The sequence below is a fragment of the Micromonospora sp. NPDC048868 genome (genome assembly GCF_043198195.1).
In the GTDB taxonomy this organism is placed as follows: domain Bacteria; phylum Actinomycetota; class Actinomycetes; order Mycobacteriales; family Micromonosporaceae; genus Micromonospora; species Micromonospora reichwaldensis.
Window position 1 is genome coordinate 426,901 of sequence record NZ_JBICUN010000002.1, and the last position, 25,624, is coordinate 452,524.

Annotated in this window: 18 protein-coding genes and 1 pseudogene; 5 read left to right on the forward strand and 14 right to left on the reverse strand. The window is 74.9% G+C overall.

The window, feature by feature from the left end:
* The first annotated feature begins 119 nt into the window (after positions 1–119).
* Entirely contained in the window at positions 120–497 is a 378-nt protein-coding gene (locus ACGFNF_RS04830) for a PH domain-containing protein (RefSeq protein ID WP_311411017.1), read from the forward strand.
* A 21-nt stretch (positions 498–518) separates the two neighbouring features.
* On the opposite strand, the gene ACGFNF_RS04835 is transcribed toward ACGFNF_RS04830, so the two are convergent.
* Positions 519–1,445 carry a 2-hydroxyacid dehydrogenase gene (locus ACGFNF_RS04835; protein ID WP_357580278.1) on the reverse strand — a complete coding sequence of 309 codons (927 nt, stop codon included), beginning with the start codon at positions 1,443–1,445 and terminating at the stop codon, positions 519–521.
* Between the two features lie 189 nt (positions 1,446–1,634).
* On the opposite strand from ACGFNF_RS04835, the gene ACGFNF_RS04840 reads away from it, so the two are divergent.
* The 3 genes from ACGFNF_RS04840 (at position 1,635) to ACGFNF_RS04850 (ending at position 6,324) form a co-directional block, all read left to right on the forward strand.
* Positions 1,635–3,449: a SpoIIE family protein phosphatase gene (locus ACGFNF_RS04840; protein WP_357580277.1), complete on the forward strand. Its 1,815-nt coding sequence runs from the start codon at positions 1,635–1,637 to the stop codon at positions 3,447–3,449.
* A gap of 67 nt (positions 3,450–3,516) precedes the next feature.
* Positions 3,517–4,692, forward strand: coding sequence for a PQQ-dependent sugar dehydrogenase (locus ACGFNF_RS04845; RefSeq protein ID WP_357580276.1), 1,176 nt, complete (start codon positions 3,517–3,519; stop codon positions 4,690–4,692).
* A 57-nt stretch (positions 4,693–4,749) separates the two neighbouring features.
* On the forward strand, positions 4,750–6,324 hold the full coding sequence (locus tag ACGFNF_RS04850; RefSeq protein WP_393165782.1) for a metallophosphoesterase: 1,575 nt from the start codon (positions 4,750–4,752) through the stop codon (positions 6,322–6,324).
* A gap of 778 nt (positions 6,325–7,102) precedes the next feature.
* On the opposite strand, the gene ACGFNF_RS04855 is transcribed toward ACGFNF_RS04850, so the two are convergent.
* The 6 genes from ACGFNF_RS04855 to ligA all read right to left on the reverse strand — a co-directional run bounded on the left by ACGFNF_RS04855 (position 7,103) and on the right by ligA (position 18,132).
* The gene (locus tag ACGFNF_RS04855) at positions 7,103–9,460 is read right to left on the reverse strand and encodes a pyruvate dehydrogenase (protein ID WP_393165785.1); all 2,358 of its coding nucleotides are present in this window, start codon (positions 9,458–9,460) and stop codon (positions 7,103–7,105) included.
* Positions 9,461–9,626: 166 nt separating this feature from the next.
* Complete coding sequence (gene gatB / locus ACGFNF_RS04860) at positions 9,627–11,120, reverse strand: Asp-tRNA(Asn)/Glu-tRNA(Gln) amidotransferase subunit GatB (RefSeq protein ID WP_311411023.1); 1,494 nt, start codon at positions 11,118–11,120, stop codon at positions 9,627–9,629.
* A gap of 13 nt (positions 11,121–11,133) precedes the next feature.
* Entirely contained in the window at positions 11,134–12,609 is a 1,476-nt protein-coding gene (gatA, locus tag ACGFNF_RS04865; protein WP_393165788.1) for an Asp-tRNA(Asn)/Glu-tRNA(Gln) amidotransferase subunit GatA, read from the reverse strand.
* Positions 12,606–12,911, reverse strand: coding sequence for an Asp-tRNA(Asn)/Glu-tRNA(Gln) amidotransferase subunit GatC (gene gatC, locus ACGFNF_RS04870; RefSeq protein ID WP_121396190.1), 306 nt, complete (start codon positions 12,909–12,911; stop codon positions 12,606–12,608). Before gatC ends, gatA begins: the two co-directional genes overlap by 4 nt.
* Positions 12,912–13,161: 250 nt before the next feature.
* Positions 13,162–15,780, reverse strand: a complete 2,619-nt coding sequence (locus tag ACGFNF_RS04875) for a putative bifunctional diguanylate cyclase/phosphodiesterase (RefSeq protein WP_393165790.1) — start codon at positions 15,778–15,780, stop codon at positions 13,162–13,164.
* A gap of 216 nt (positions 15,781–15,996) precedes the next feature.
* Positions 15,997–18,132 carry an NAD-dependent DNA ligase LigA gene (gene ligA / locus ACGFNF_RS04880; RefSeq protein ID WP_357580271.1) on the reverse strand — a complete coding sequence of 712 codons (2,136 nt, stop codon included), beginning with the start codon at positions 18,130–18,132 and terminating at the stop codon, positions 15,997–15,999.
* 200 nt (positions 18,133–18,332) lie between these two features.
* On the opposite strand from ligA, the gene ACGFNF_RS04885 reads away from it, so the two are divergent.
* A complete protein-coding gene (locus ACGFNF_RS04885) occupies positions 18,333–18,863 on the forward strand; it encodes a type II toxin-antitoxin system PemK/MazF family toxin (RefSeq protein ID WP_393165792.1) in 531 nt (176 codons plus the stop codon).
* A gap of 158 nt (positions 18,864–19,021) precedes the next feature.
* Here ACGFNF_RS04885 and ACGFNF_RS04890 read toward each other — a convergent pair whose 3' ends face one another.
* The 7 genes and pseudogenes from ACGFNF_RS04890 to ACGFNF_RS04920 form a co-directional block, all read right to left on the reverse strand.
* A complete protein-coding gene (locus tag ACGFNF_RS04890; RefSeq protein ID WP_393165794.1) occupies positions 19,022–20,023 on the reverse strand; it encodes an ADP-ribosylglycohydrolase family protein in 1,002 nt (333 codons plus the stop codon).
* A 110-nt stretch (positions 20,024–20,133) separates the two neighbouring features.
* A pseudogene (locus ACGFNF_RS04895) lies at positions 20,134–20,331 on the reverse strand (VOC family protein); the annotation flags it as partial.
* A gap of 16 nt (positions 20,332–20,347) precedes the next feature.
* The gene (locus tag ACGFNF_RS04900; protein WP_393165796.1) at positions 20,348–21,352 is read right to left on the reverse strand and encodes a methionine synthase; all 1,005 of its coding nucleotides are present in this window, start codon (positions 21,350–21,352) and stop codon (positions 20,348–20,350) included.
* A 104-nt stretch (positions 21,353–21,456) separates the two neighbouring features.
* Positions 21,457–22,530 (reverse strand): tRNA 2-thiouridine(34) synthase MnmA, encoded by a 1,074-nt coding sequence (gene mnmA / locus ACGFNF_RS04905; RefSeq protein ID WP_393165799.1) that lies wholly within the window; start codon positions 22,528–22,530, stop codon positions 21,457–21,459.
* 197 nt (positions 22,531–22,727) lie between these two features.
* Complete coding sequence (locus ACGFNF_RS04910; RefSeq protein ID WP_393165801.1) at positions 22,728–23,903, reverse strand: cysteine desulfurase family protein; 1,176 nt, start codon at positions 23,901–23,903, stop codon at positions 22,728–22,730.
* A 120-nt stretch (positions 23,904–24,023) separates the two neighbouring features.
* Entirely contained in the window at positions 24,024–24,680 is a 657-nt protein-coding gene (locus ACGFNF_RS04915; RefSeq protein WP_393165803.1) for a class F sortase, read from the reverse strand.
* A complete protein-coding gene (locus ACGFNF_RS04920; RefSeq protein ID WP_357580966.1) occupies positions 24,677–25,507 on the reverse strand; it encodes a DUF4397 domain-containing protein in 831 nt (276 codons plus the stop codon). The genes ACGFNF_RS04915 and ACGFNF_RS04920 overlap by 4 nt, the downstream gene beginning before the upstream one ends.
* Positions 25,508–25,624 lie beyond the last annotated feature (117 nt).

The following is a 25,624-nucleotide window of genomic DNA, read 5'->3' on the forward strand; positions in this document are numbered from 1 at the left end:
ACGAGCGGACCACGAAGTCGGTGACGCCGAGTCGACAGTGATCCCCGTCACCGACGCTCGGGTCCACGCCGGTGCCGCCCGGCGCGTACCGGGGCCGGCGGGGGTGGGATCATCGGGGGGTGAGCAGTTCCGACACCGTCCACTTCCGGCACAACCAGGCCATCCTGGCCGCCGCGATCGTCGCCTTCTTCGGCGCCCTGCCGGTGGCCGGCGCCCGGTGGTACCTGCTGCCGGTGCTGCTCGTCCCGCTCGCCGTCACGGTGTGGGCGTGGCGGGCCGGCACCGACGCGGACGCCCGCGAGCTGCGCCTGCGGGCGCTGGTCGGGCAGCGCCGGATCAGCTGGGACCGGGTCGTCGAGCTGGCCGCCGACCCGCGCGGCCGAGCGGTCGCCCGGCTCGACGACGGCCAGCGCGTCACGCTGCCGGCCGTACGCGGCACCGACCTGCCCAGGCTGATCTCGGCCACCGGCCAGAGCCTGCCCGGCGCGACCGGCTGAGCACCGTCGCGCCGGCACCGCTCAGTAGCCGTCCACCACCGTGTTGATCAGCGGCTCGCCGGCGGCGAACCGGCGGACCTGGTCGCCGACCAGCCGGTACGCGCGCGGCAGCAGGCCGCGCACCGATCCGGCCACGTGCGGGGTGAGCAGCACGTTCGGCATCGTCCACAGCTCGTGGTCGGCGGGCAGCGGCTCGGGGTCGGTGACGTCCAGCGCGGCCGAGATCCGGCCGGTACGCAGCTCGGCGACCAGCGCCTCGGTCCGGGCCACCGGCCCACGGGCGGCGTTGACCAGCAGCGCGCCGTCCCGCATGGCGGCGAGGAACTTCTCGTCCACCAGCCCCCGGGTGTGCTCGGTCAGCGGCACCAGCAGCACCACCACGTCGGCCTCGGGGAGCAGCCCCGGCAGCTCCGCCACGCCGTGCACGCCCTGCTCCGGGCGGGCCGTCCGGGCCACCAGCGTGAAGCTCACCTCGAACGGCGCGAGCCGGTCGCGTACCGCCGTGCCGATCGAGCCCGCCCCGACGATCAGCACCCGCTTGCCGGTCAGCTCGTCGGTGGGGGCCACCTCGTCGTACGCCCAGTCGCGCCGGGCCTGCGCCCGGGCGAGGGCGGGGAAGGCGCGCAGCTGGGAGAGGATCGCCGCGACCACCCACTCGGCGGTGGACGGGTCGTGCACCCCCCTGGCGTCGCAGAGCGTCACGCCGGGCGTGACCCGGCCGGCCCACGCGTCCGCCCCGGCGGAGAGGAGCTGCACCACCGCCAGGTCGGGCAGCTCGCCCAGCAGGGCGGTGGCGTCCCCGCCGGCGAGGAAGGGCGGCACCCAGAACCGGACGCCGGCAGTCTCCGAGGGGAGCCGGGAGACGTCCTCGGCCACCTCGACCGTGACCTCCGGCGGCAGCTCACCGAGGAGCGTCCGGCCGGCCTGGTGCGGGATCCATACCTTCACGCCCGCCGACGATAGCCCCCGGCGGTGGCGTACGCCGGGCGGGGCGGCTCCCGACACCCGGACGGCCCCCGCCCGACGCGGGCGAGTGACCAGGGCGACGGTCCGGCGACCGCGTCGATTCCGGTCCGGAGGGGGTATAAGGGAGGACCGGAGTGCCGGTCGGCCTCCATCGGCACGGACAGGTGGTCGATGACCGAAGGCTCCCGCGACGACGCCCCGGAGCGTGCCGACCCGATCTCGGCGCTCCGCGATCCCGATCGGCTGCGCTCCCTCGCCGAGACCCGGCTGTCGGCCGCCCCCGACGAGGCGTTCGACCGGTTCGCCCGGCTGGTCGGGGACCTGCTCGACGTGCCGGTCGCGCTGGTCTCCCTGGTCGACGCCGAGCGCCAGTTCTTCCCCGGCGAGGTGGGCCTGGCCCCACCGTGGGCCGACCGGCGGCAGACCCCGCTGAGCCACTCGTTCTGCCAGCACGTCGTCGGCCTCGGCACCCCGATGGTGCTGCCGGACGCCCGGCTCCACCCCGCCCTGCGGGACAACCTCGCCGTGCCCGAGCTGGGCGTGGTGGCGTACGCCGGGATGCCGCTGACCGACCTGGAGGGACACGTCCTCGGGTCGCTCTGCGCGATCGACGACAAGCCGCGCGACTGGACCGCCGAGCAGCTACGGACGCTCGCCGACCTGGCCGCCGCCTGCTCCTCGGAGCTGCGGCTGCGGATCGCGCTGGAGGGCGCCGAGCAGGCCCGGCGGCGCGCGGAGGAGGCCAACGGGCGGCTGGAGCTGCTGGCCGGGCTGGCGGGGACCCTGGCCGGGACGCTCGACGTGGCCACCGCGCTGCGCCACCTGCGCGACACGATGGTGCCGCTGCTGGCCGACTGGTCGCTGGTGACCCTGGTCGGGCCCGACGGGGCGCCACGCGACGTGACCGCCGCGCACCGCGACCCGTCCCGCGCCCCGGACGTCGCCCGCTTCGCCGAGCTGATGCGCACGGGGCTGAGCCCCGACTCGATCACCCGGGCGGTGCTGCGCACCGGCCGGCCCGTACTGGCCGCCGCGGCCACCCTCGACGACGTGCGCCGGGGCGCGATCGGCCCGGAGATGCCGGAACTCGCCGCCCGCCTCGGCTTCTCCTCGCACCTCAGCGTGCCGATCACCGACGCCGGGCGGGTGCTGGGCTGCATCACCCTGATCAACGGCCGGCAGCGGCGCGACTTCGACGACAGCGACCTGCTCATCGCGGAGGACATCGGCCGCCGGGCCGGTCAGGCGATCGGCAACAGCCGGATGTACGGCGAACAGCGGCACGTCGCGCACGTGCTGCAACACAGCATGCTGCCGGAACTGCCGGTCACCCGGGACCTCGAACTGGCCGCCCGCTACCAGCCGGCGGCGGACCGGGTCGAGGTCGGCGGCGACTGGTACGACGCCTTCCGTCAGCCCGGCGGGGAGTTGATCGCGGCGATCGGCGACGTGGCCGGGCACGACATCGAGGCCGCCGCGACCATGGGACAGCTGCGCAACCTCGTCCGGGGCAACGCGTACGGCCGGCCCGACGCGGTCGGCGAGCTGATGAGCCGCCTGGACGAGACGATCCGCGGGCTGCGCATCCCCGCCGCGGCCACCGCGACCCTGGTGCGGCTGCACGCCGACGACGCCGGCGGCCAGCGGGTCACCTGGTGCAACGCGGGCCACCCCGCGCCGCTCGTGGTCCGGGCCGGCGGCACGGTGGAGGTGCTCGCCGGGACGCCGGAGCCGCTGCTCGGGCTGAACCGTCCGGTGCGGCGGACCAGCCGGCACGCCCACCTGGCCGCCGGGGACACCCTGCTGCTCTACACCGACGGCCTCATCGAGCGACGGGACCGGTCCATCGACGAGGGGATGGCCGAGCTGGTCGCCCGGCTGGGCGGTACGGACCGGCTGCCGCTGGGCGAGTTCTGCGACCTGCTGCTGACCGCCGCGCCCCACCGGGAGGACGACGTCGCGCTGCTGGCCGTCCGGGCGATCTGACCACCCCACGGAGTCGGTCCGATCCGTCGACCCCGGTGGGACGTTCCGGCGGGCTACCCTGGGCCGGGTGAGCGCCCGTCCCCCGTACCCCCGCACCCACCGTCTCCGGACGGCCCTGGCGGCCTCGTGCGCGGCGCTGCTGCTGGCGACCGCCGGTTGCAGCCTCGGCGAGCCGGAGCCCGACCCGGCCGGTGAGCCGCCTACCTTCCCGACACCGTCGGCGACGGCGAGCCCCGGCGGCGCCGGCCAGGAGGTCGTCACCACCGTGCTGGCCAAGGGCCTGCGGGTGCCGTGGGGGATCGCCTTCCTGCCCGACGGCGCCGCGCTGGTCACCGAGCGCGACAACGGCCGGATCCTGCGGGTCGGCCCCGAGTCGGGGCCCGACGGGCTGAAGGTCACCCCGGTGCAGACCATCGCCGACGTGGCGGCCTCCGGCGAGGGCGGGCTGATGGGCATCGCCGTCTCGCCCGACTACCAGCGCGACAAGTCGGTCTTCGTCTACTACACGACCGAGCGGGACAACCGGATCGCCCGGCTGGAGCTGGGCGGCACGCCGGCCCCGATCCTCACCGGCATCCCCAAGGCCGGCATCCACAACGGCGGCGGCCTGGCCTTCGGCCCGGACGGCCTGCTCTACGCGAGCACCGGCGACGCCGGCGACCGGCCGCAGGCGCAGGACGCCAAGCGCCTCGGCGGCAAGATCCTGCGGATCACGAAGGACGGCAAGCCGGCGCCCGGCAACCCGTTCCCGAACTCCCCCGTGTGGTCGCTGGGCCACCGCAACGTCCAGGGCATCGCCTGGGACGCCGGCAAGCGGATGTACGCCGTGGAGTTCGGCCAGAACACCTGGGACGAGATCAACCAGGTCACCAAGGGGCGCAACTACGGATGGCCGACGGTCGAGGGGCGCGGCGACGACAAGCGCTTCGTCAACCCCGTCGCCCAGTGGCCGACGTCGGACGCGTCCTGCTCCGGGCTGACCGCCGTGGACCGGCTGCTCGTCACCGCGTGCCTGCGCGGCAAGCGACTCTGGCTGGTCGAGCTGACCGACACCGGCACCGTGCTCGGCCAGCCGCGCGAGCTGCTGACCGACCGCTTCGGGCGGCTGCGTGCCGTGGCCGCCGCTCCCGACGGCTCGATCTGGGTGAGCACCTCCAACCACGACGGGCGGGGCCAGCCGCAACCCGAGGACGACCGGCTGCTGCGGCTGGTCTTCGCGGGCGGCGGAGCCGGCCGGAGCTGACGCACCGGCTCGTCCGGGTTTCCCAAGATCCTTCAGTGGGCAGGTCAGAATCTCACCATGGACGGCCAGGAGAACGAACAGCACGCGAACCGGGGCGAGGACGCCCCGGCGACCGGTCCCGCCCCGCGCCCGGCGCTGCGGCGGGGTGGCGCCGACCGGACCGGCCGGCGAGCCCTCCGCGCGACCGGGTGGACCCTGGCGGTCCTCGTCGTCGCCCTGGTCGGCGTGGTGATCGGCGTGCTCGCCGGCGGCCGGGTCAGCACGGACATCGGCCCGTTCCAGGCCGACCTCACGGTCGCGCCGGCGCTGGGCGGCGGCACCACCGTCGACATCCCGCCGCTGGGCGCGCTGCTGCTCGACAGCCACGACGGGCCGACCCACCTGACGGTGGAGCTGGGCGCGCTGGACCAGAGCCGCACGGAGGCGCTGCTCGACGATCCGGCGAGCATCAACCGGGCCAGCCAGTCGGCCGTCGACGACGTCCGCGAGGGCGTGCTGCGCCTCGGCCTGCGGACGCTCGCCTCGACGGTGCTGGTCACCCTGCTGCTGGCGCTGCTGCTCTTCCGCGACACCCGCCGGGCGGCCTGGGCGGGCGGGTTGGCGCTGGTGATCACCGCGACCAGCCTCGGCACCGCCGCGACCACCATCCGGCCGGAGTCGATCGAGGAGCCGCGCTATGAGGGGCTGCTGGTCAACGCCCCCGCGATCGTCGGTGACGCCCGGCGGATCGCGAACGACTACACCCGGTACGCCGAGCAGCTCCAGCGCATCGTCGGCAACGTCAGCCAGCTCTACACCACCGTGTCGTCGCTGCCGGTCTACGAGCCCGCCCCCGGCACGACCCGCGTGCTGCACGTCTCCGACATGCACCTCAACCCGACCGGCTGGCAGCTCATCCGCACCGTCGTCGAGCAGTTCGGCATCGACGTGGTGATCGACACCGGGGACATCACCGACTGGGGCTCCGAGCCGGAGGCTTCGTACGTCGGCTCGATCGGCCTGCTCAGAAAGCCGTACGTCTACATCCGGGGCAACCACGACTCGGGGCGTACCGCGGCGGCCGTGGCCCGCCAGCCGAACGCGATCGTGCTGAGCAACACGACCACCACGGTCGCGGGGCTGACCATCGCCGGCATCGGCGACCCGCGCTTCACCCCCGACAAGAACACCTCGCCGGCGGGCAGCGGGCTCACCCAGCAGACCGCGGACCAGCTCATCGGCGTCGGCGACCAGCTCGCGGCCACCGTACGCAGCTCGCCGCGCCTGGTGAACATCGCGCTGGTGCACGACCCGGCCTCCGCCGGACCCCTGTCGGGCGCGTGCCCGCTGGTGCTCGCCGGGCACACCCACTCCCGGCAGGTCTCGAAGCTGCCCGAGGTGCCCGGGAAGGGGCCCACCCAGCTGATGGTGCAGGGGTCCACGGGCGGCGCCGGCCTGCGCGGCCTCGAGGGCGAGAAGCCCACCCCGCTGTCGATGACGGTGCTCTACTTCGACAAGGACAAGCTGCTCCAGGCGTACGACGACATCACCGTCGGCGGCACGGGGCAGGCGCAGGTGAACCTGGAGCGGCACGTCGTGGAGGACCCGAAGGCCGGCGCTCCCGTCCCGGTCACCCCCACCCCGACCCGCTGACCGCCGCCGTGTCGACCCGGCACGCCCTGAACGCCGCGCGTGGGATCGCACCCGCCTGACCGCCGCGGCTCCGGCTGCCCTGCCCTGCCCTGCTCGCCCGGCCTTGGTCCCCGAGTCGTCGCGCACGCCGACGTGGCCGCGGTCGTGATGCTGGCCATCGACGGCATCGAGCGGTTGTTCCTGGCCGTCACCGCGCCGCCGCCCGCCACCTGCGGCCGTCACCCTCAGTAAGCGACCTCGTTCGGGGCCAACCACGCCCTCGGACGCTTTGCTCTGCAGCCACGGATGCACCAGTGACTGACAGCAACGATCCGCTGTCGGCATTCGCCGGGCGTGATTTGCACCGTAGCTGGTCAGAGGCATGGTGCATCCGTGGCTGCAGAGCAAAGGGCGCAAGGCGGCACTGCCGCACCTCTCGCTCGCCGTCACACTCCGTCACACGGAGCCTGAATTACTGTCGGTAATCAGCTCCGCGATCGTCGGCTGGCCCTGCGCCGGATGACCGTAGGAGGCCTTGACGCTCCTCGGCAATGGATCGAGCGTCTCGCAGCACAAGGTTGGGGACCGGGTCCCGGCCGCCCTCCTGCACCCACGCCGCAGGCCCGCCCAGCCGCCGCCGTCCACCCGCAACCGCGCCCAGCAGCCGCAACCGCCGCCCTGCCGGCCATGCGGAAGCAACGGACGACCCTCCGTGCCAGTCCCCGTGGTGCCGGACGCCCGCGCGGCGGGTGACGGGCCGCGACAGGCTCCTGCGGGTCAGCGCAGGGACAGCGCAGGCTCAGCGCAGGGACAGGGCCGCGAGGGCGGCGTTGACGATGCTGCCGGGCAGCAGGTCGTGCAGGTCGTACAGCTCGTGGACGCTGCCGGACTGGCCGAACTCGTCCACGCCCAGCGGCACCGCCGGGGCGGCGAGCGCCGACCCGAGCCAGGCCATGGCGTGCGAGGCGGCGTCGTGCACCGTCACCACCGGCACCCGGTCCACGAACGCCGAGCGCAGCGCGCCCGGCACGCTCGGCACGGTCGCCGTGCGGACGCCCTGGCGCAGGGTGCGCTGCCAGGCCCGGTAGAGCCGGTCCAGCGAGGTGACGTCGACGACGTGCGCGGCGATGCCCTCCTCGGCCAGTTCCGCCGCCGCGGCGAGCACCTCGGGCAGCACCGCGCCGGAGGCGGCGAGCTGCACCACGGGGGCGTCGGCCAGGTGCGGGTACGCCTCGTGGGCGTCCACCAGCCGGTACGCCCCGGCGACCGCCTGCCGGCGCAGCACCGCGTCGCCGAGGCGGGCCCGCGCCGCCTCGAACGGCGCCTGGTCGATCGGGCGGGTGCTGAGCCGGAAGTAGTACGCCCCGTCCTCGGCCGGAGCGGCGGTCGCCGACGGGGCGGCCCCGCCGGCGATCTGCCCCAGGGCGTCGCAGAGCAGCCAGTCCAGGGTGGCCGCGTACGCGGGTTCGAGGAACGTCACCCCGGGCAGTTCCAGGCCCACCGAGGCGGTGATGGTCGACTGGTGGGCGCCGCCCTCCGGGGCGAGCGTGATGCCCGACGGGGTGCCGGCGACCACGAACCGGGAGCCGGAGTAGGTGCCGTAGAGGAACGCGTCCAGGCCACGCAGCACGAACGGGTCGTAGACCGTGCCGACCGGCAGCAGCGGCTGCGCCGACAGGTCCCAGGCGAGGCCGAGCTGCCCGAGCAGCAGGAACAGGTTCATCTCCGAGATGCCCAGCTCGATGTGCTGCCCGGCGGGGCTCTCCGTCCAGCGCAGCATCCGGTCCTCGGTCCAGGAGCGCTGCTCGGTCGGGGCGAAGACACCGGTCTTGTTGATGAACCCGGCCAGGTTGGTGGAGGTCGCCACGTCCGGCGCGGTGGTCACCAGGTAGCGGCCCACCTCCGGGTTGCGGGCCAGCTCGACCAGCACCCGGCCGAAGACCTCCTGCGTCGAGATCGGCTTGTTCGCGCGTACCCGCGTCGTGTCCGGAACGGTGACGCCCAGCGCCCGCTCGCGGGGCGCGCGGGACAGCGCCTCCCGGCGCTCGCCGGCCCAGATGCCGGCCTCCGACGCCGGGTCCAGGCGGTCCCACTCGGTCTCGCGCGTCAGCCCGTGCGCGGTGCGCAGCGCGTCGACCTGCTCGGCGGTGAGCAGCGCCGAGTGGTTGCGCGGATTGCCGGCGATCGGCAGACCCCACCCCTTGACGGTGTACGCGAAGACCACGCTGGGCCGGTCGGTGACCGCGTCGCACTGGGCGTACGCGTCGAGCATCGCCGCCATGTCGTGCCCGCCCAGGTCGGTGACGAGCGGCCCCAGCTCGTCGTCGCCGACGTCGGCGATGAACGCCTCGATGCCGTCGGGCGCGCCGTCGAGGAACTGCTTGCGCAGCGCCGCGCCGGTGAGCCCGAACAGCGACTGGTACTGCTCGTTGGGCATCGCGTCGATCCAGTCGCGCAGCGCCTCGCCGCCCGGCCGGGCGTACGCCTCGGCGAGCCGGCGGCCGTACTTGACCTCCACCACGTGCCAGCCGGCGGCCTCGAACTGGCCCCGCCACTGGTTGATCCGCACCCCGGGCACCACCCGGTCCAGCGACTGCCGGTTGAAGTCGACCAGCCACGTCACGTTGCCCAGGCCGGTGGTGGCCGGGTCGGCGACGGCCTCCCAGATGTTGCCCTCGTCCAGCTCGGCGTCGCCGATCAGCGCGACGAACCGGGAGTGCGGGCGGGCGCCGAAGTGCGCGTCGACGTAACGGCGGGTCGCGGCGGCGAAGAGCGGCGCCGCCGCGCCGAGCCCGACGGAGCCGGTGGAGAAGTCGACCTCGTCGGGGTCCTTCGTGCGCGACGGGTACGACTGGAGCCCGCCCCGGGCGCGCAGCGTCGTCAGGTAGGAGCGGTCGAGGTTGCCCAGCAGGTACTGGATGGCGTGGAAGACCGGCGAGGCGTGCGGCTTGACCGCCACCCGGTCCTCGGCGTCGAGGTGCGCGAACCACAGCGCCGTCATGGCGGTGACCAGCGAGGCGCTGGACGCCTGGTGCCCGCCGACCTTCACCCCGTCGCCGGTGTCCCGGTCGTGGTTGGCCGCGTCCACGATCCGGGTCGCGAGCCAGAGCACCCGCTGCTGGATCTCGTCGAGGACGTCGAGGTCGGTACGGTTCACGGTCGACTCCAGGGGTCCGGCAGTCACCGTTGACGGCCGGTCGGGGGCGGGCGGGCTGCGCGGCGTGCGCAGCCGCCGCGCACGACGGACGCACGCGGCGGCTCAGGTTGTCAGGAAGGGCACCTTCCGATACGGAAAACGTCAGAAAGGTGCCCTTCCTCACCGGTCAGGCGGAGAGGCGCGCCAGGATCAGCTCGCGGACGGTCTTGGCGTCGGCCTGGCCACGGGTGGTCTTCATGACCGCGCCGACCAGGGCTCCCGCCGCGGCGACCTTGCCGCTGCGGATCTTCTCGGCGATGTCGGGGTTGGCGGCGATCGCCTCGTCCACGGCGGCGGTGAGCGCGCCCGTGTCGGAGACGACCTCCAGGCCCCGGTTGGTCATGATCTGCGTCGGCGAGCCCTCACCGGCCACCACGCCCTCCAGGACGGTACGGGCCAGCTTGTCGTTGAGCTTGCCGGCGTCGACCAGGCCCTGGAGCTCGGCGACCTGGCTCGGGGTGGCCCCGATGTCGGCCAGTTCCACGCCGGTCTCGTTGGCCCGCCGCGACAGCTCGCCCAGCCACCACTTGCGGGCGGCGGCCGGGGTGGCGCCGGCGGCGACCGTGGCCTCGATCAGCTCGACGGCGCCGGCGTTGAGCACCGACTGCATGTCCGCGTCGGAGAGGCCCCACTGTTCCTGGAGCCGCCGGCGGTGCAGCCGGGGCAGCTCGGGCAGGGCGGCCTTCAGCTCGGCGACCCAGGCGGTGTCCGGCGCCAGCGGCACCAGGTCGGGCTCCGGGAAGTACCGGTAGTCGGTTGCGGTCTCCTTGGACCGGCCCGGCGTGGTGTCGCCGGTGTCCTCGTGGAAGTGCCGGGTCTCCTGGGTGATCCGGCCGCCCGCGTCGAGGACGGACGCCTGCCGGATGATCTCCGACCGGACCGCCCGCTCGACCGAGCGCAGCGAGTTGACGTTCTTGGTCTCCGTCCGGGTGCCCCACTCCTCGCCGGGCAGGTTGAGGGAGGTGTTCACGTCGCAGCGCAGCGACCCCTCCTCCATCCGCACGTCGGAGACGCCCAGCGAGCGGATCACGTCGCGCAGCTCGGTGACGTACGCGCGGGCCACCTCGGGGGCGAGCGCACCGGTGCCGGGGACCGGCTTGGTGACGATCTCCACCAGCGGGATGCCGGCCCGGTTGTAGTCGACAAGCGACTCGGTGGCGCCGTGGATGCGACCGGTGGCGCCGCCGACGTGCAGCGTCTTGCCGGTGTCCTCCTCCAGGTGCACCCGCTCGATGCCGATGCGCACCAGCTCGCCGTTGACCTCGACGTCCAGGTAGCCCTCGAAGCACAGCGGCTCGTCGTACTGGCTGATCTGGAAGTCCTTCGGCATGTCCGGGTAGAAGTAGTTCTTCCGGGCGAAGCGGCACCACTCGGCGATCGAGCAGTTCAGCGCCAGGCCGATCCGGATGGTCGCCTCGATGGCGGCCCGGTTGGCGACCGGCAGCGAGCCGGGCAGGCCCAGGCAGACCGGGCAGACCCGGGTGTTCGGCTCGCCGCCGAAGTCCGTCGGGCAGCCGCAGAACATCTTGGTGTTCGTGCCCAGCTCGACGTGGGTCTCCAGGCCGATCACCGGTTCGTAGCGCGCGACTACCTCGTCGTACGCGGGCAGTGTCGTCGTCATCTGAGCTCCTGCCTCACAGTGCCGGTGGGGTGAAGGTGCCGACGGCGCTCTCCAGCGCGGCGGCGACCCGGTACATCCGGTCGTCGGCCATCGTCGGGGCCATGATCTGGAAGCCGACCGGCAGCCCGTCGGAGAGCCCGCACGGCACCGAGATGCCCGGCCCGCCGTACAGGTTCGTCGGGATGGTGAACAGGTCGGCCAGGTACATCTGGTACGGGTCGGCGGTGCGCGCCCCGAGCGGGAACGCGACGAACGGGGTGGTCGGCGAGATCAGCGCGTCGACCTGCTCGAACGCCGAGGTGAAATCCCGGGTGATGAGGGTACGGACCTTCTGCGCCTGCCCGTAGTAGGCGTCGTAGTAGCCCGACGAGAGCGCGTACGTCCCGATCATGATCCGGCGCTTGACCTCGGCGCCGAAGCCGGCCTCCCGGGTCAGCGACATGACCTCCTCCAGCGACCGGTTGCCGTCGTCGCCGACCCGCAGGCCGAAGCGGACGCCGTCGAACCGGGCCAGGTTGGAGGAGGCCTCGCTCGGGGCGATCAGGTAGTACGCCGGCAGCGCGTAGCGGAAGTGGGGGCAGGACACCTCGACGATCTCGGCGCCCAGCTTGGCCAGCGCGTCGACCGACTCGCGGAACGCCGCCATCACGCCCGGCTCGGCGCCCTCGGCGGCGAACTCGGTGACGATGCCGAGCTTCACGCCCGTCAGGTCGCCGGTCGCGCCGAGCCTGGCGGCGGCCACCACGTCCGGCACGGGCTGCGGGATCGAGGTGGAGTCGCGCGGGTCGTGCCCGCCGATCACCTCGTGCAGCAGCGCGGCGTCCAGCACCGTACGGGCGCAGGGGCCGGGGGTGTCCAGGGAGGACGAGAACGCCACCAGGCCGTAGCGGGAGGTGCCCCCGTAGGTGGGCTTCGCGCCGACGGTGCCGGTGACCGCGCCGGGCTGCCGGATCGAGCCGCCGGTGTCGGAGCCGATCGCCAGCGGCGCCTCGTACGCGGCCAGCGCTGCGGAGCTGCCGCCGCCCGAGCCGCCCGGGATGCGACTCAGGTCCCACGGGTTGTGCGTCGGCCCGTACGCCGAGTACTCCGTGGAGGAGCCCATCGCGAACTCGTCCATGTTGGTCTTGCCGAGCATCACCGTGCCGGCGGCGCGCAGCCGCTGCACGATCGTCGAGTCGTACGGCGGGCGCCAGCCCTCCAGGATCTTCGACCCGACGGTGGTCGGCACGCCCTTGGTGGTCAGCACGTCCTTGACGGCGACCGGCACGCCGGCCAGCGGGCCCAGCTCCTCGCCTGCGGCGCGGCGGGCGTCGACCTCGGCGGCGGCGGCGAGCGCGCCCTCGGAGTCGACGTGCAGGAACGCGTTCACCCGGTCGTCGACGGCGGCGATCCGGTCCAGGTGCGCCCGGGTCACCTCGACGGCGGAGGCCTCACCGGAGGCGACGAGCCCGGCGATCTCCGTCGCGGTCAGTCTGGTCACATCGCTCATGACGCCACATCCTCGTCCAGGATCCGCGGTACGCGGAACCGCTGCTCCTCGGCGTCGGGCGCACCCGACAGCGCCTCCTGCGGGGTCAACCCGGGCACCACGACGTCGTCGCGCAGGACGTTGGTCAGCGGCACCGAGTGCGACGTCGGCGGGATGTCCGCCGCGGTGACCTCGCCGACCTGCGCGACCGCCTGGAGGATCACGTCGAGCTGGCCGGCGAAGGTGTCCAGCTCCTCCTCCGTGACGGCTAGCCGCGACAGTCGCGCCAGGTGCGCGACCTCCTCGCGGGAGATGGCGGCCATCGGTGCCCCCTTCGTGACGGTGCTGCGGGTCGGACCGGGTGTCGGCCGCGCGGCCGAGATGCGTGACGCGCGGTGACCGGAGCGAGTCTATTGTTCCGCCCCGGCGGCGCGTCCCCGACTCCCCCTCCGGCGCGGCGGGGCGCCTCCAACTTCCCTCCGCGCCCGCGCCACCGGACCGCCGGCCGGGACACGACGCGACCGACGCGGCGGGGCGTCGTGTGCCGACGGCCGCGCCGCGCGGGGCGGTGGCTCAGCGGGCGTGCCGGCGGGGGATCTCCGCGTCGGGGCTGGGCGTCGGGCGGACCGGCCGGTAGCGGGCCAGCCAGCCGACCAGCTCCTCGGCCGGCATCGGGCGGGCGTAGAACCAGCCCTGTGCCGCGTCGCAGCCCGCCGCGTGCAGCATGCGCCAGGTGCGCTCGTCCTCGACGCCCTCGGCGACCACTCGCAGCCCGAGCGCCTTCGCCAGCTCGATCGTCGACTTGACGATCGCCGCGTCGTCGGCGTCCTCGACCATCCCCAGCACGAAGGAGCGGTCCACCTTCACCTCGGACAGTGGCAGCCGCCGCAGGTGCTGGAGGGAGGAGTAGCCGGTGCCGAAGTCGTCCAGCGAGATGCCCACGCCGATCCGGTGCAGCCGGGTGATGGTGGCCAGCACCCGCCGAGGGTCGGCCATCAGGGCGCCCTCGGTGATCTCCAGTTGCAGCCGCTGCGGCGGCACGCCGTAGCGGGCGAGCCGGTCGGCGATCTGGTCGGCGATCTCCCCGGTGTGCAGGTCCCGCACGCTGACGTTGAGCGCCGCCGGCAGGCCCATCCCGGCGGCCGACCACTTGGCGAGCTGTTCCACCACGTCGTCCACCACCCGGCGGGTGAGCAGCCGCATCACCGCGCTCTGCTCGGCGACCCGGATCAGCTCCTCCGGGTCCACCATCCCCCGGCGGGGGTGCCGCCAGCGCAGCAGCGCCTCCACGCCGACCACCTCGCCGGTCGCGATGGCGACCTGCGGCTGGTAGTACATGGTGATCTCGCCCGCGTCGACGGCCGCAGCGGTGTCCGCGTCCCGCCGGCCGGCCGCGTCGTGCCGGGCACCACGCCGGCCGGTCGGGGCCCGGTCGCCGCCGCGATCCCCCGCGCCGTCGTCGACGGGCGGTCCCTGCCGGCGTACGACCGCGCCGCCCTGCCCGCCGGGGTGCCCGGCGCCGTTGCGGCGGCCGGGACCGTCGCCCCGGTCGGGGCCGGTCTCCCCCGCCGCCATCGTCCGGCGGCGGATCGGGTCCGCGGCGGTCACGATCCGGTTGATCAGCTCGTCGCCGGGCGGCGGACCGGGCCGCTCCCGGCGACGGCGCAGCCGCCAGCGGCCGGAGCTGGGCGTGAGGCCGGAGCCGGGCATGGGGCCGGAGCCGGGCGTGAGGCCGGCGACGTCGGCCGGGAGTTCGGCCCCGTCCCCGCCCCGCGCGCCGCCGGCCCGCCCGTCACCCCGCAGCCGGCCGCCCGGCGTCGCCGGGACGGCCACCGCCCCGTCGCCCGGGGCGCCGGCACCGTCCCCGGCGGGCGGGGCGGTCTCGGGACGGCCCGCCTCCAGCACCCGGCGCAGGTCCGCGAGCAGGCCGAGCCGCTCGGCGGAGTTGTGGTCGGACTCGGCCGCGTAGATCGCCACGGTGTCGTTGCGGTGCTTGGCGTCGTACATCGCCACGTCGGCGTGGCGCATCAGGGTCGCGAAGTCCTCGCCGTGCTCCGGGAAGAGCGCGATGCCGATCGAGCCGCCCACGTCGAGCGGCAACCCGTCCAGCGACACCGGCTCGGCCAGCGCCCGCACCACCCGGCCGGCGAGCTCCCGGGCCTCGTCGACATCGGCCAGGCCGGTCTTCACGATGGCGAACTCGTCCCCGCCCAGCCGGGCGACCATGCCCTCGCCGACCACGTCGGTCAGCCGCGCGCTCACCTCGACCAGCAGCCGGTCCCCCACCGCGTGCCCGAGCGCGTCGTTGACGTTCTTGAAGCGGTCGAGGTCGATCAGGAGCAGGGCCAGCCGGGCGGCGGGCTCGCCGCGGGCCGCCCGTTCGGAGTGCACGTGCACCTGCTCGCCGACCTCGGCCAGCAACGCCTTGCGGTTGGGCAGGCCGGTGAGCGGGTCCAGCGAGGCGAGCTGCTGCTGCTCGACGCTGAGCCGGGCCATCCGGTAGACGGCGAACAGCGGCACCAGCACCAGCGGGATCAGCGCCGCGCTGGCCCGCGCCGCCGCGACCAGCACCGGAGCGAGCAGCAGCAACGAGCCGGTGGAGAGCAGCTCGAAGCCCAGCCCCTGCCGCAGGCTGGGCCACCACCGGTCGCCGAAGCGCAGCCGGACGGCCGCGCTGACCAGCGCGTAGTTGACGGCGAACCAGGCCACCGTCGCGCCGCCCACCGCCAGCACGTCCGTGCCGCGCAGCCGGCCGCCGTCGAAGATGCTCCCGGGCCCCAGCCAGGTGACCGCGTACGCGGCGCCGAGGGCTGCCGCGTACTGGGCGGCGTTGAAGGCGGTCCGCCACGGGGCGTGGCCCATCCGCCAGCCGGAGACGACGACTGCCACCGCCTGCACCAGGACCGCCGGGCCGAACCCCCAGCCGAGCAGGATGGCGAAGGTGAAGCAGGTGGACGGGAAGACCGCGGAGGTCTGCCGGCGCCCGGGCGGGACGAACGGGCGCGCGTCGCAGCCGACGGCCAGGGCCGCCATCACCCAGAACGCCACAGGCAGCCGCGGCAGTTCGGCGGGGAGGTCGAGCAGCGGGCGTACGCAGAGCACCGCCGCCAGCGCGGACACCGACCAGACGAAGGCGAAGAACGGGCGTGCCCGGCCAGGCGGAACGGAGTTTCGCGAGTCCGCGGACTCCATCACACCTCCCGAGGGCTCGGTCCACGGGCGTGACCGGTCGCACGCCGTGCCACCAATGAAACGCCCTCCGTGTCGTAATGCCCGGCACGACAGTCGCGAATCGGTCGTAGTCGTAATTAAGTTGGTATCTCGACCGGGCGCCCCCGCGTCGCAGCCCGGTCAGTCGGCCCCCGTCCGGCCTGCCCCGCCGGGTCGGTGGCCGCCTCCGCCTGGTCGTCACTCCTCGGTGCGGGCGACCTCCCGGGCGGCCTCCGGGCCGGCGTCGAGCAGCACCCGGAAGCCGTCCTCGTCCAGGACCGGCACCTTCAGGCTGGCCGCCTTGTCGGCCTTCGAGCCGGGATTCTCGCCCACCACGACGAAGGAGGTCTTCTTGGAGACGGACCCGCTGACCTTGCCGCCCCGGCTCTGGATCGCCTCGGACGCCTGGTCGCGGCTGAACCCGGGCAACGTGCCGGTCACCACGACGGTGAGCCCCTCCAGGGGACGCGGCCCCTCGTCGACCGCCTCCTCCGCCATCCGTACGCCGGCCTCGCGCCACTTGCGGACCACCTCGCGGTGCCAGTCGACGGCAAACCACTCCCGGATGCTCGCCGCGATCGTCGGCCCGACGCCGTCGACCGAGGAGAGCTCCTCCTCGCCGGCCCGGTCGATCGCCTCGATGGAGCGGAAGTGCCGGGCGAGCGCCTGCGCGGCGGTGGGGCCGACGTGCCGGATGGACAGGCCCACAAGCACCCGCCACAGGTCGCGTTCCCTGGCCACGGCCAGGTTGTCGAGCAGCTTGACGGCGTTGCTGCCGAGCGTGCCGTCCTTGTTGACGAAGAAGGGCGAGCGGGACAGCTGCTTCTCGTCCAACGAGAACAGGTCGCCCTCGTCGGTGATGACCTGGGCGTCGAGCAGCGCCGCCGCGCCCTTGTGGCCGAGCGCCTCGATGTCGAACACCTTGCGGCCGGCGAGGTGGTAGACCCGCTCGCGCAGCTGACCGGGACAGGTGCGCGAGTTGGGGCAGCGGATGTCGACGTCCGCCTCCTTCGCCGGCGCGAGCGGCGTGCCGCAGGCCGGGCAGGTGGTGGGCATGACGAACGGCCGGGCGTCGGCGGGACGCAGGTCGACCACCGGGCCGAGCACCTCGGGGATCACGTCGCCGGCCTTGCGCAGCACCACGGTGTCGCCGATCAGGACGCCCTTGCGTTCGACCTCCCGGGCGTTGTGCAGGGTGGCGTAGGCGACGGTGGAGCCGGCCACCTTGACCGGCTGGAGGACGGCGCGCGGCGTGACCCGGCCGGTGCGTCCGACCTCGACGTCGATGTCGAGCAGCTTCGTGTTCACCTCCTCCGGCGGATATTTGAAGGCGATCGCCCAGCGTGGCGCCCGGCTGGTCGAGCCGAGCCGACCCTGGATGGAGACCGGGTCGACCTTGACCACCACGCCGTCGATCTCGTGCTCGACGTCGTGCCGGTGCTCCGCGTAGTGGGCGATGTATTCCGCGACTCCGGCCAGGTCGGGCACCACCCGCCAGCGGTCACTGGTCGGCAGCCCCCACGCCTTCAACGCCGCGTAGGACTCGGACTGCGTGACCGGCTGGAAGCCGCGGCGGGCGCCGATGCCGTGCACCACCAGGCGCAGCGGCCGGGAGGCGGTGACCCGCGGGTCCTTCTGGCGCAGGCTGCCGGCGGCGGCGTTGCGCGGGTTGGCGAACGGCGGCTTGCCCTGCTCGACCAGCCCGGCGTTGAGGTCGGCGAAGGCCGCCACCGGGAAGTAGATCTCGCCCCGGACCTCGACGAACTCGGGCACGTCGCCGAACTCGGCCGACGTGGCGAGCTGGCCCGGCACGTCGCGGATGCTGCGCACGTTGGCGGTGACGTCCTCGCCGGTGCGGCCGTCGCCCCGGGTCGCCGCCCGGACCAGCCGCCCGCGCTCGTAGGTCAGGTTGATGGCGAGCCCGTCGACCTTCAGCTCGCACAGATAGGGAACCGACCCGCCCGCGTCGCGCTCGACCCGCTCGGCCCAGGCCGCCAGCTCCTCGTCGGCGAAGGCGTTGTCGAGCGAGAGCATCCGCTCGGCGTGGGCGACGGGAGTGAAGTCGGTGGAGAAGGTGCCACCGACCCGCTGCGTCGGCGACTCGGGGGTGCGCAGCGCCGGGAACTGCTCCTCCAGCGCCTCCAGCTCCCGCAGCTGCCGGTCGAACTCGGCGTCGGGGATGGTCGGCGCGTCCAGCACGTAGTAGCGGTACTGGTGCTCCGTCAGCTCCTGGCTGAGCGTGGCGTGCCGTTCCCGGGCGTCGGGGGTCGGTTCAGCGCCGGCGGCCGCCTCCTGTGCCGGAGTGACCTGCTGGGCGATGGTTTCCTCGGACACCGTGCGACCTCCCGTGATTCCGCTACCTCGGCACCGTATCGGTCCGGTGGGACAATCCGCCGGCCGCCCGTCGCGCCCGACCGGCGCGGGGGCCCCCGCCGTGCGAGGATCGCCGGACGGCGGGGCCGCAGGGGTCCGATCCGCTCCGCCGTCGAACCCGCGGCGTCCGCGCCGCGCCCACTGACCAGGCGGGGGTACGGATGCCGGAATGGCTGCTCTGGGCGGCGGTGATCGTGCTGGCCGTGGCCGCCGGCTGGGCGTGGAACGACCGGCGGCGGGGCGGCCGTGACGCCGCTCCGCGTCCGCCCCGTCGACCGGGCACCCGGCCCGGCCGCCGGAGGCCGTCGGGCGGTCCCGGCCGGTCCACCGCGCCGCCCCGACCGCGTACCGCCGAGCGGTCCCCCGCCGGGGCGCCGCGTCCCGGCGAGATCTGGTGGGCCGACGTGCCGTACGCCGACGGCACCGGCTCGAAGGTGCGGCCCTGCCTGGTGCTGCGGACCGACGACGGGGGCGCCGACGTCCTGAAGATCACCAGTCAGGACAAGAGCGCCCGCGACGACCACGTCCGCATCCCCACCCGCGAGTGGGACCCCGACGCCGACCACGACAGCTTCGTCGACCTGGCCGAGCCGGCGCACGTCCCGCTCGCCGACTTCTCCCGCCGTGCCGGCGACTGCGACCCCGCCCTGTGGCGTCGCATCCGCCGCCTCCCCCACCTGCCGGGCGCCTGAACCGCGCCGAACGGGCGACCGTGCCGGGTGCCTGACCGCGCCGGAGCGACCCTGCCGGGCGCCTGACCCGCGTTGGAGCGTGGCCGCCGGCGACGGTGACGGCCCGCTATCCCGGGCCGACCGCGCCGCCCGCCAGCCAGCCCGGGAAGCTGCGCGGGTCAGTCCCAGGCGCGGGCCAGGGTGGTGAGCTGGTCGGCGTACTCGATGCGGGCGGCCCACGGGGCGGGCCAGGCCGCCATGCCCAGCGCGGTGCCGACGAAGGCGCCGGCCAGCGCGGCGATCGAGTCGGAGTCGCCGGCGGTGGTGGCGCCCCGGGCCAGCGCCGCCACCGGGTCGTCGGCGTGCCGGATGGCGCAGAACAGGGCCGTGGCCAGCGCCTCCTCGGCGATCCAGCCCTCGCCGGTGTGCCGGCACGGGTCGCCGCCGTCGTCCGGGCCGGCGAGCGCGGCGTCGAGGCGGTCGAGGACCGCGAGGCACTCGTCCCAGCCCCGGGCGATGAAGTCCTCCGGCGCGTCCACGCCGGGGCGCTGCCACAGGTCGCCGAGCCAGTCGGCGCGGTAGACCCGCCGCTGGTCGCGGGCCCGGTCGACGAGCAGCCGGGGCAGCTCCGCCAGCGCCGCGCCGTCGCGCAGCAGCCGCACCGCGTACGCGGTCAGCTCGCTGGCCGCGAGGCCGGTCGGGTGGCCGTGGGTCAGCCCCGCCTGGAGCTGGGCGAGCCCGGCGAGGGTGTCGAGGTCGACGTCGACCAGGCCGACCGGGGTGACCCGCATGTTGGCCCCGCAGCCCTTCGAGCCGGCCACCGTCGCCTCCTGCCAGCGCACCCCGCGCTCCAGTTCGGCGCAGGCCCGCAGGCAGGTCATGCCCGGCGCCCGGTTGTTCTCCGGGCTGGCCGCCCAGTCGAGGAAACGCCTCCGCAGCAGCGGCTCGACCGCCTCCGGGGTCGGCGCCGGCGCGTCGTGCAGCGCCCAGCCGACCGCCAGCGCCATCTGCGTGTCGTCGGTCACCAGCGCCGGATCGCCGGCGAGGTCGCGCGGGCCGGCCGGCCCGTAGCGGCGAACGATCTCGGCGACGGTCAGGAACTCGGTCGGCTTGCCCAGCGCGTCACCGTAGGCGAGGCCGAAGAGGGAGCCGGCGGCCCGCCGGAGCGAGGTGTCGATCATTCCCGCGATCATGCCGCCCGCCCGCAACCCGCACCACTCGGCGCCGTCGCCGGCACCCGCCACCCGGCCGCGAGGGCGTGCGGGACCGCCCGGAGCGTGACGGGTCCGGGTCAGTCGGAGAAGACCAGGCAGAAGGGGTGACCGGCCGGGTCGGCGTAGACCCGGAAGTCGTCTCCCTCGCTGGGCAGCCGCCGCGCGCCGAGCTCCAGCACCCGCTTCTCGGCCGCCTCCACGTCCGCCACCTGCACGTCCAGGTGGAACTGCTGGGGGCGCTCCGGGTCGGGCCACGCTGGCGGGCGCAGGTCGGGTGCCTTCTGGCAAACGTCAGTCCTCGGCGAGCCGCCGACCCGCGTCCCGGCAGGCGGCGAGCACCGCGCGCGCGTACTGCCCGGTGGCGTTGGCGAGGCCGCAGGCCGGGGTCACCACGACCTGCTCGGCGAGCTGGCGGCGGGGGAACCCGAGGCGGTCCCAGAGCTGGCGTACGCGATCGGCGACCTGCGCCGAGGTCGGCGCGCGACCGGCGGCCGACGGTCCGGTGGGCACGGCGCCGGCCAGCAGCCCGAGCCCCGCGTCGATCGCCTCGCCCAGCGGATCCAGGTCGGTGACCAGGCCGAGGTCGAGGGCCACGCCCACGGCTCCGGTCGAGCGGATCAGCTCCAGCGGCACGTCCGGCGCACAGCAGTGCACCACCGTCGGCACCCCGGCCGCCTCGACGACCGTACGCAGCAGCGACGCGGCGACGCTCGGATCCACGGCCCGGTACGCGCCGAGCCCGCTCTCGGTGGGCACCCGCCCGGCGAGCACCGTCGGCAGCGACGGCTCGTCGAGCTGGAGCAGCACGGTGGCGCGCGGCAGCCGGCGGGCGACCGCCGCCACGTGCCCGCGCAGCCCCTCGGCGAGCGAGTTGGTGAGGTCGCGGACCGCGCCGGGGTCGCGCAGCATCCGGCCGCCGATCGGCAGCTCCAGGGACGCGGCCAGGGTCAACGGGCCGCCGACCTGGATCTTGACCGGCCCCGCGTACTCCTCGGCCTGCTCCGCGAGCTGGTCCAGGTCGCGTTCCATCAGGTCGCGGGCGCGGCGGAGGTCCCGTCCCGGGCGCGGCGCGATCCGCCAGCGGGCGGCGTACAGCTCCACCGGCAGCTCGACCAGCAGGCCGGCGGTCCGGCCGATGAGGTCGGCGCCGGGGCCCCGGCCCGGCAGCTCCGGCAGGTGGGGCAGGGCGGGAAGCTCACCGAGGACGATCCGCTGCGCCTCGGCGATGTCGGTGCCGGGAAGCGAACCGATGCCGGTCGCCGCGCCGGCCGGCCAGGGCCACACCTGATCTGTCACGGCCGAAGACTATCCGGTACGCGGACGCCCACCGCCCGGCCGACCGGGACCGGACGGGGGCGACCTGCCGACGCCCGCGCCGGAGGCGCGCTCCCGGTCCCGGGTCAGCCGGCGATGGTGGCGGAGCCGAGCACGACGTCGCCGGCCGGGTCCGGCCGGTACGCCACCACGGCCTGGCCGGCGGCGACGCCACGGACGGGGCGGCGCAGCTCGGCGCGTAGCCCGTCGGCGGTCAGCTCGACCGTCGCCGGCACCACGTCCCCGTGCGCCCGCAGCTGCACCTCGCACTCCAGCGGCGCGTCGGGGCGCGGGGCGCCCGTCCACACCGGACGCTCGGCGCGCACCCGGGAGACCTCCAGCGCCTCGGCCGGGCCCACGGTCACGGTGTTGGTCTTCGGCGTGATGGAGAGCACGTAGCGGGGCCGGCCGTCCGGCGCCGGGCGGTCCAGGTGCAGGCCGCGCCGCTGCCCGACCGTGTACGCGTACGCGCCGGTGTGGCTGCCGACCACCGCGCCGGTGGCGGCGTCCACCACCTCGCCGGGCGCCTCGCCGAGCCGCTGGGCGAGGAAGCCGCGGGTGTCCCCGTCGGCGATGAAGCAGATGTCGTGCGAGTCCGGCTTGTCGGCCACCGCCAGCCCCCGCCGCGCGGCCTCCTCGCGGACCTGCGCCTTCGTCGAGTCCCCGAGCGGGAAGATCGACCGGTCCAGCTGATCGCGGGTGAGCACCGCCAGCACGTACGACTGGTCCTTGGGCAGGTCGACGCTGCGACGCAGCAGGCCGTCCGCGCCGAGCCGGGCATGGTGGCCGGTGACCACGGCGTCGAAGCCCAGGGCCACGGCCCGGTCCAGCACCGCCGCGAACTTGATCTTCTCGTTGCAGCGCAGGCAGGGATTGGGCGTACGGCCGGCCGCGTACTCGGCGACGAAGTCGTCCACCACGTCGGCGTGGAAGCGGTCGGCCATGTCCCAGACGTAGAACGGGATGCCGATGACGTCGGCGGCCCGCCGGGCGTCCCGGGAGTCCTCCAGGGTGCAGCAGCCGCGCGCGCCCGTGCGATAGGTCTGCGGGTTGCGGGCCAGCGCCAGGTGCACGCCGGTCACGTCGTGCCCCGCCTCGACGGCCCGCGCCGCCGCGACCGCCGAGTCGACCCCGCCCGACATCGCCGCCAACACCCTCACCGGCTCACTCCCTTCACCCCACCGACCCTATCCCCGCCCAACCCCCACCCACCCACCCCGCCCTCCGCCACCCCGTCGATCATGGAGGTGTGGCGGTGGGCGGATGCCGCGAAAGGTCATGGTTCGGGCGCCACAACTGCATGATCGGCCCACGGGTGGGGCGGGCGCGAGGCGGGGTGGGAGGGGAGGGGAGGGGGTCAGCGGGGGGTGCGGAGGGCGGCGGCGCGGCGGGCGCGCTCGACGGCGGCCGGGAGGGCGGCGATGAGGGCGTCAACGTCGGCGGAGGTGCTGGTGTGGCCGAGGGTGAAGCGCAGCGAGGAGCGGGCCCGGTCGTCGTCGGCGCCCATGGCGAGCAGCACGTGTGAGGGCTGGGCCACCCCGGCGGAGCAGGCGGAGCCGGTCGAGCAGGCGATGCCCTGCGCGTCCAGCAGGAGCAGCAGGGCGTCGCCCTCGCAGCCGGGGAAGGAGAAGTGCGCGTTGCCCGGCAGCCGGTCGTTCGGGTCGCCGTTGAAGACGACCTCGGGCACCGCGTGCCGGACCCGCTCCACCAGGTCGTCGCGGAGCGCGGCGACGCGGGCCGCGTACTCCTGCTGGCCCTTGACCGCCGCCTCCACCGCGACCGCGAAGGCCACGATGCCGGCGGTGTCGAGGGTGCCGGAGCGCACGTCGCGCTCCTGGCCGCCGCCGTGCAGCAGCGGGGTGGCCGACACGTCGCGGGCGAGCAGCAGGGCGCCGACCCCGGCGGGACCGCCGAGCTTGTGCCCGGTGACGGTAAGCGCGGCGACCCCGGCGGCGGAGAAGTCGACAGGCACCTGCCCGACCGCCTGGATCGCGTCGGTGTGGAACGGCACCCCGTGCTCGGCGGCGACCGCGGCCAACTCGGCGACCGGCTGCACGGTGCCGACCTCGTTGTTGGCCCACATCGCGGTCACCACGGCGACCCGGTCGCCGTGGGCGGCCAGCTCGGCGCGCAGCTCGTCGGTGCTGAGCCGGCCGGCGGCGTCGACGGAGAGCCAGCCCACGCCGGCCCCCTCGTGGTCGACGAGCCAGTCCACCACGTCGAGCACGGCGTGGTGCTCGACGGCGCTGGAGACCACCCGGTCCCGCCGGGGGTCGGCGGACCGGCGGGCCCAGAAGATGCCCTTCACCGCGAGGTTGTCGCTCTCGGTCCCGCCGCCGGTGAAGACGACCTCGGAGGGCCGGGCGCCCAGCGCGGCGGCCACCCGCTCCCGCGACTCCTCCACCCGTCGCCGGGCACGGCGGCCCGCCGCGTGCAGTGAGGACGCGTTGCCGACCTCGCGGGCGGTGGCGACGTACGCCTCCAGTGCCTCGTCGAGCATCGGAGTGGTCGCCGCGTGATCCAGGTAAGCCATCACGGTTCAGCCTACGACCGCAGCCGGACCCGGCGGAGGCCGGAGTACGCCGTGCGGGGCCGGGGCGGGAGGCGTGCGCTTCCCGTCCCGGCCCGCGCCCGCGTGGAACCGGGGATCCGGTCAGGCCGGCACGGCGGTGACCACGATGTTGTCGCGGTACCGGCGTGCCTCGGCGTCGAACGGCCCGCCGCAGGTGATCAGGGTCAGCCGGGGCTTGCCGTCCCGGGCGAAGTAGCGGTCGAGGGGGATCTTCGTCTTCCGGTACTCCTCCCGGGCGACGACCCGGTACTCCCTGCGGACGCCGTCGCCGCCGGTGGCGGTGAGGGTGTCGCCGCGATCCAGCTCGCGGAGCCGGAAGAAGGCGCCCTCACCCTGGGTGGCGCTGTCCACGTGCCCGGCGACGACCACCGACCCGGCCTGCGCCTCCAGCCCGGGGCCGTGGCGGTACCAGCCGATCCGGTCCACGCTGGGCGGCACCTCGAACTCGCCGGTCGCGCCGTTGACGCCCACCGCGTCGACCGTGGCGGTGACGTCGATGGCCGGGATGACCAGCCGTACGGGCGGGACGGTCCGCGTACCGCCGGGCAGCCCGCCCCGGGTCACCGGCACCGACGGGCCGGCGGCTGGCGGGCTCGCGGCGGCGCCGGCCAGGTCGGCGGCCTCGGTGGCGCCGACGTCCCCGGCCGGCCGGGAGCCGCAGGCGACCACGGTCGCGACGGTGAGCGCGGCGACGCCGGCGGCCACGGCCGCCAGCGCCCCGCGGTGGCGCACCGTCACCGGCGACCGGTCCGGGCGGTGGCGACCCGCGCCCCGCCGCCGACCAGGAGCAGCACGCCGGCGCCGGTCAGCACGTACCACCAGGTGTCCACGCCGGTGCCGGCCCGGCCGCCGTCGCCGCTGGGCACCCCGGCCGGGGCCGAGTGCAGGCCGGTGATGGTCTGCGCCACGACGTCGAGGTTCTTCGCCTCGGCCGAGCCGATGGCGTACACGATCGTCGCGGTGCCCTCCTTGAGGTCGAGGTCCGCCGGCCCGATCGCCACGGTGTCGGTGCCGGCGAGCACCACGTCCGCCTTGACGGCGCCCGCGTCGACGTCGCCCTTGGCCTCGTTCGGGTTGGTGAGGTCCTCGAAGACGGGGGTGCCGCCGGCGCGCACGTCCACCGCCGGGGCGGCGGCGGTGTGCCGGACGATCAGCCGGGCCTTGCCGGCGGCGACCTTGCCGGTGTCGTTGACGAACGGCGTGATCTTCGGCTTGCCGGCGGCGTCGAGGTGGGCGGCGATGCTGATGTTCGCCCCGCCCGGCACCGCGGCGTCGTCGACGCTGAGGATGGCCTGGGCGATCGGCTCGCCGGGCTTGGTGAGGGCGATGTCGTACGCGCCCTCCTCGAGGTTCAGCGGGCCGGCCACGTCGCCGGGCTTGAAGTTGTCAAGCGTCTTCTCGCCGTTGACGTACACGTCGACCGGGGTGTCCGGGATGCCGTGCACGACGGAGACCTTGGACGTGGCGGCGTACGCGGGGGTGGCGGTGAGGGCGCCGGCTCCGGCGAACGTCAGCGCGGCGACCGCGCCGCCCGCGGCGACCCGACGGAAGTACGAGAGCTGCATGTCTGCCTCCTGGTGATTGGTGCTGGTTCGTCAGGCCTGGTGTGCAAAACGAGTTACGCCCGGTCCACCGCCGCCGGATGCGACCGGAGGCAACTTCTTTTCGTCCGGCGCAGCCGC

Coding starts and splice junctions, on each gene's coding strand:
- ACGFNF_RS04840 (WP_357580277.1), top strand. CDS start 1,635: ATGACCGAAGGCTCCCGCGACGACGCCCCGGAGCGTGCCGACCCGATC.
- ACGFNF_RS04850 (WP_393165782.1), top strand. CDS start 4,750: ATGGACGGCCAGGAGAACGAACAGCACGCGAACCGGGGCGAGGACGCC.
- gatB (WP_311411023.1), bottom strand. CDS start 11,120: ATGACGACGACACTGCCCGCGTACGACGAGGTAGTCGCGCGCTACGAA.
- gatA (WP_393165788.1), bottom strand. CDS start 12,609: ATGAGCGATGTGACCAGACTGACCGCGACGGAGATCGCCGGGCTCGTC.
- gatC (WP_121396190.1), bottom strand. CDS start 12,911: ATGGCCGCCATCTCCCGCGAGGAGGTCGCGCACCTGGCGCGACTGTCG.
- ACGFNF_RS04875 (WP_393165790.1), bottom strand. CDS start 15,780: ATGGAGTCCGCGGACTCGCGAAACTCCGTTCCGCCTGGCCGGGCACGC.
- ACGFNF_RS04885 (WP_393165792.1), top strand. CDS start 18,333: ATGCCGGAATGGCTGCTCTGGGCGGCGGTGATCGTGCTGGCCGTGGCC.
- ACGFNF_RS04890 (WP_393165794.1), bottom strand. CDS start 20,023: ATGATCGACACCTCGCTCCGGCGGGCCGCCGGCTCCCTCTTCGGCCTC.
- ACGFNF_RS04910 (WP_393165801.1), bottom strand. CDS start 23,903: ATGGCTTACCTGGATCACGCGGCGACCACTCCGATGCTCGACGAGGCA.
- ACGFNF_RS04920 (WP_357580966.1), bottom strand. CDS start 25,507: ATGCAGCTCTCGTACTTCCGTCGGGTCGCCGCGGGCGGCGCGGTCGCC.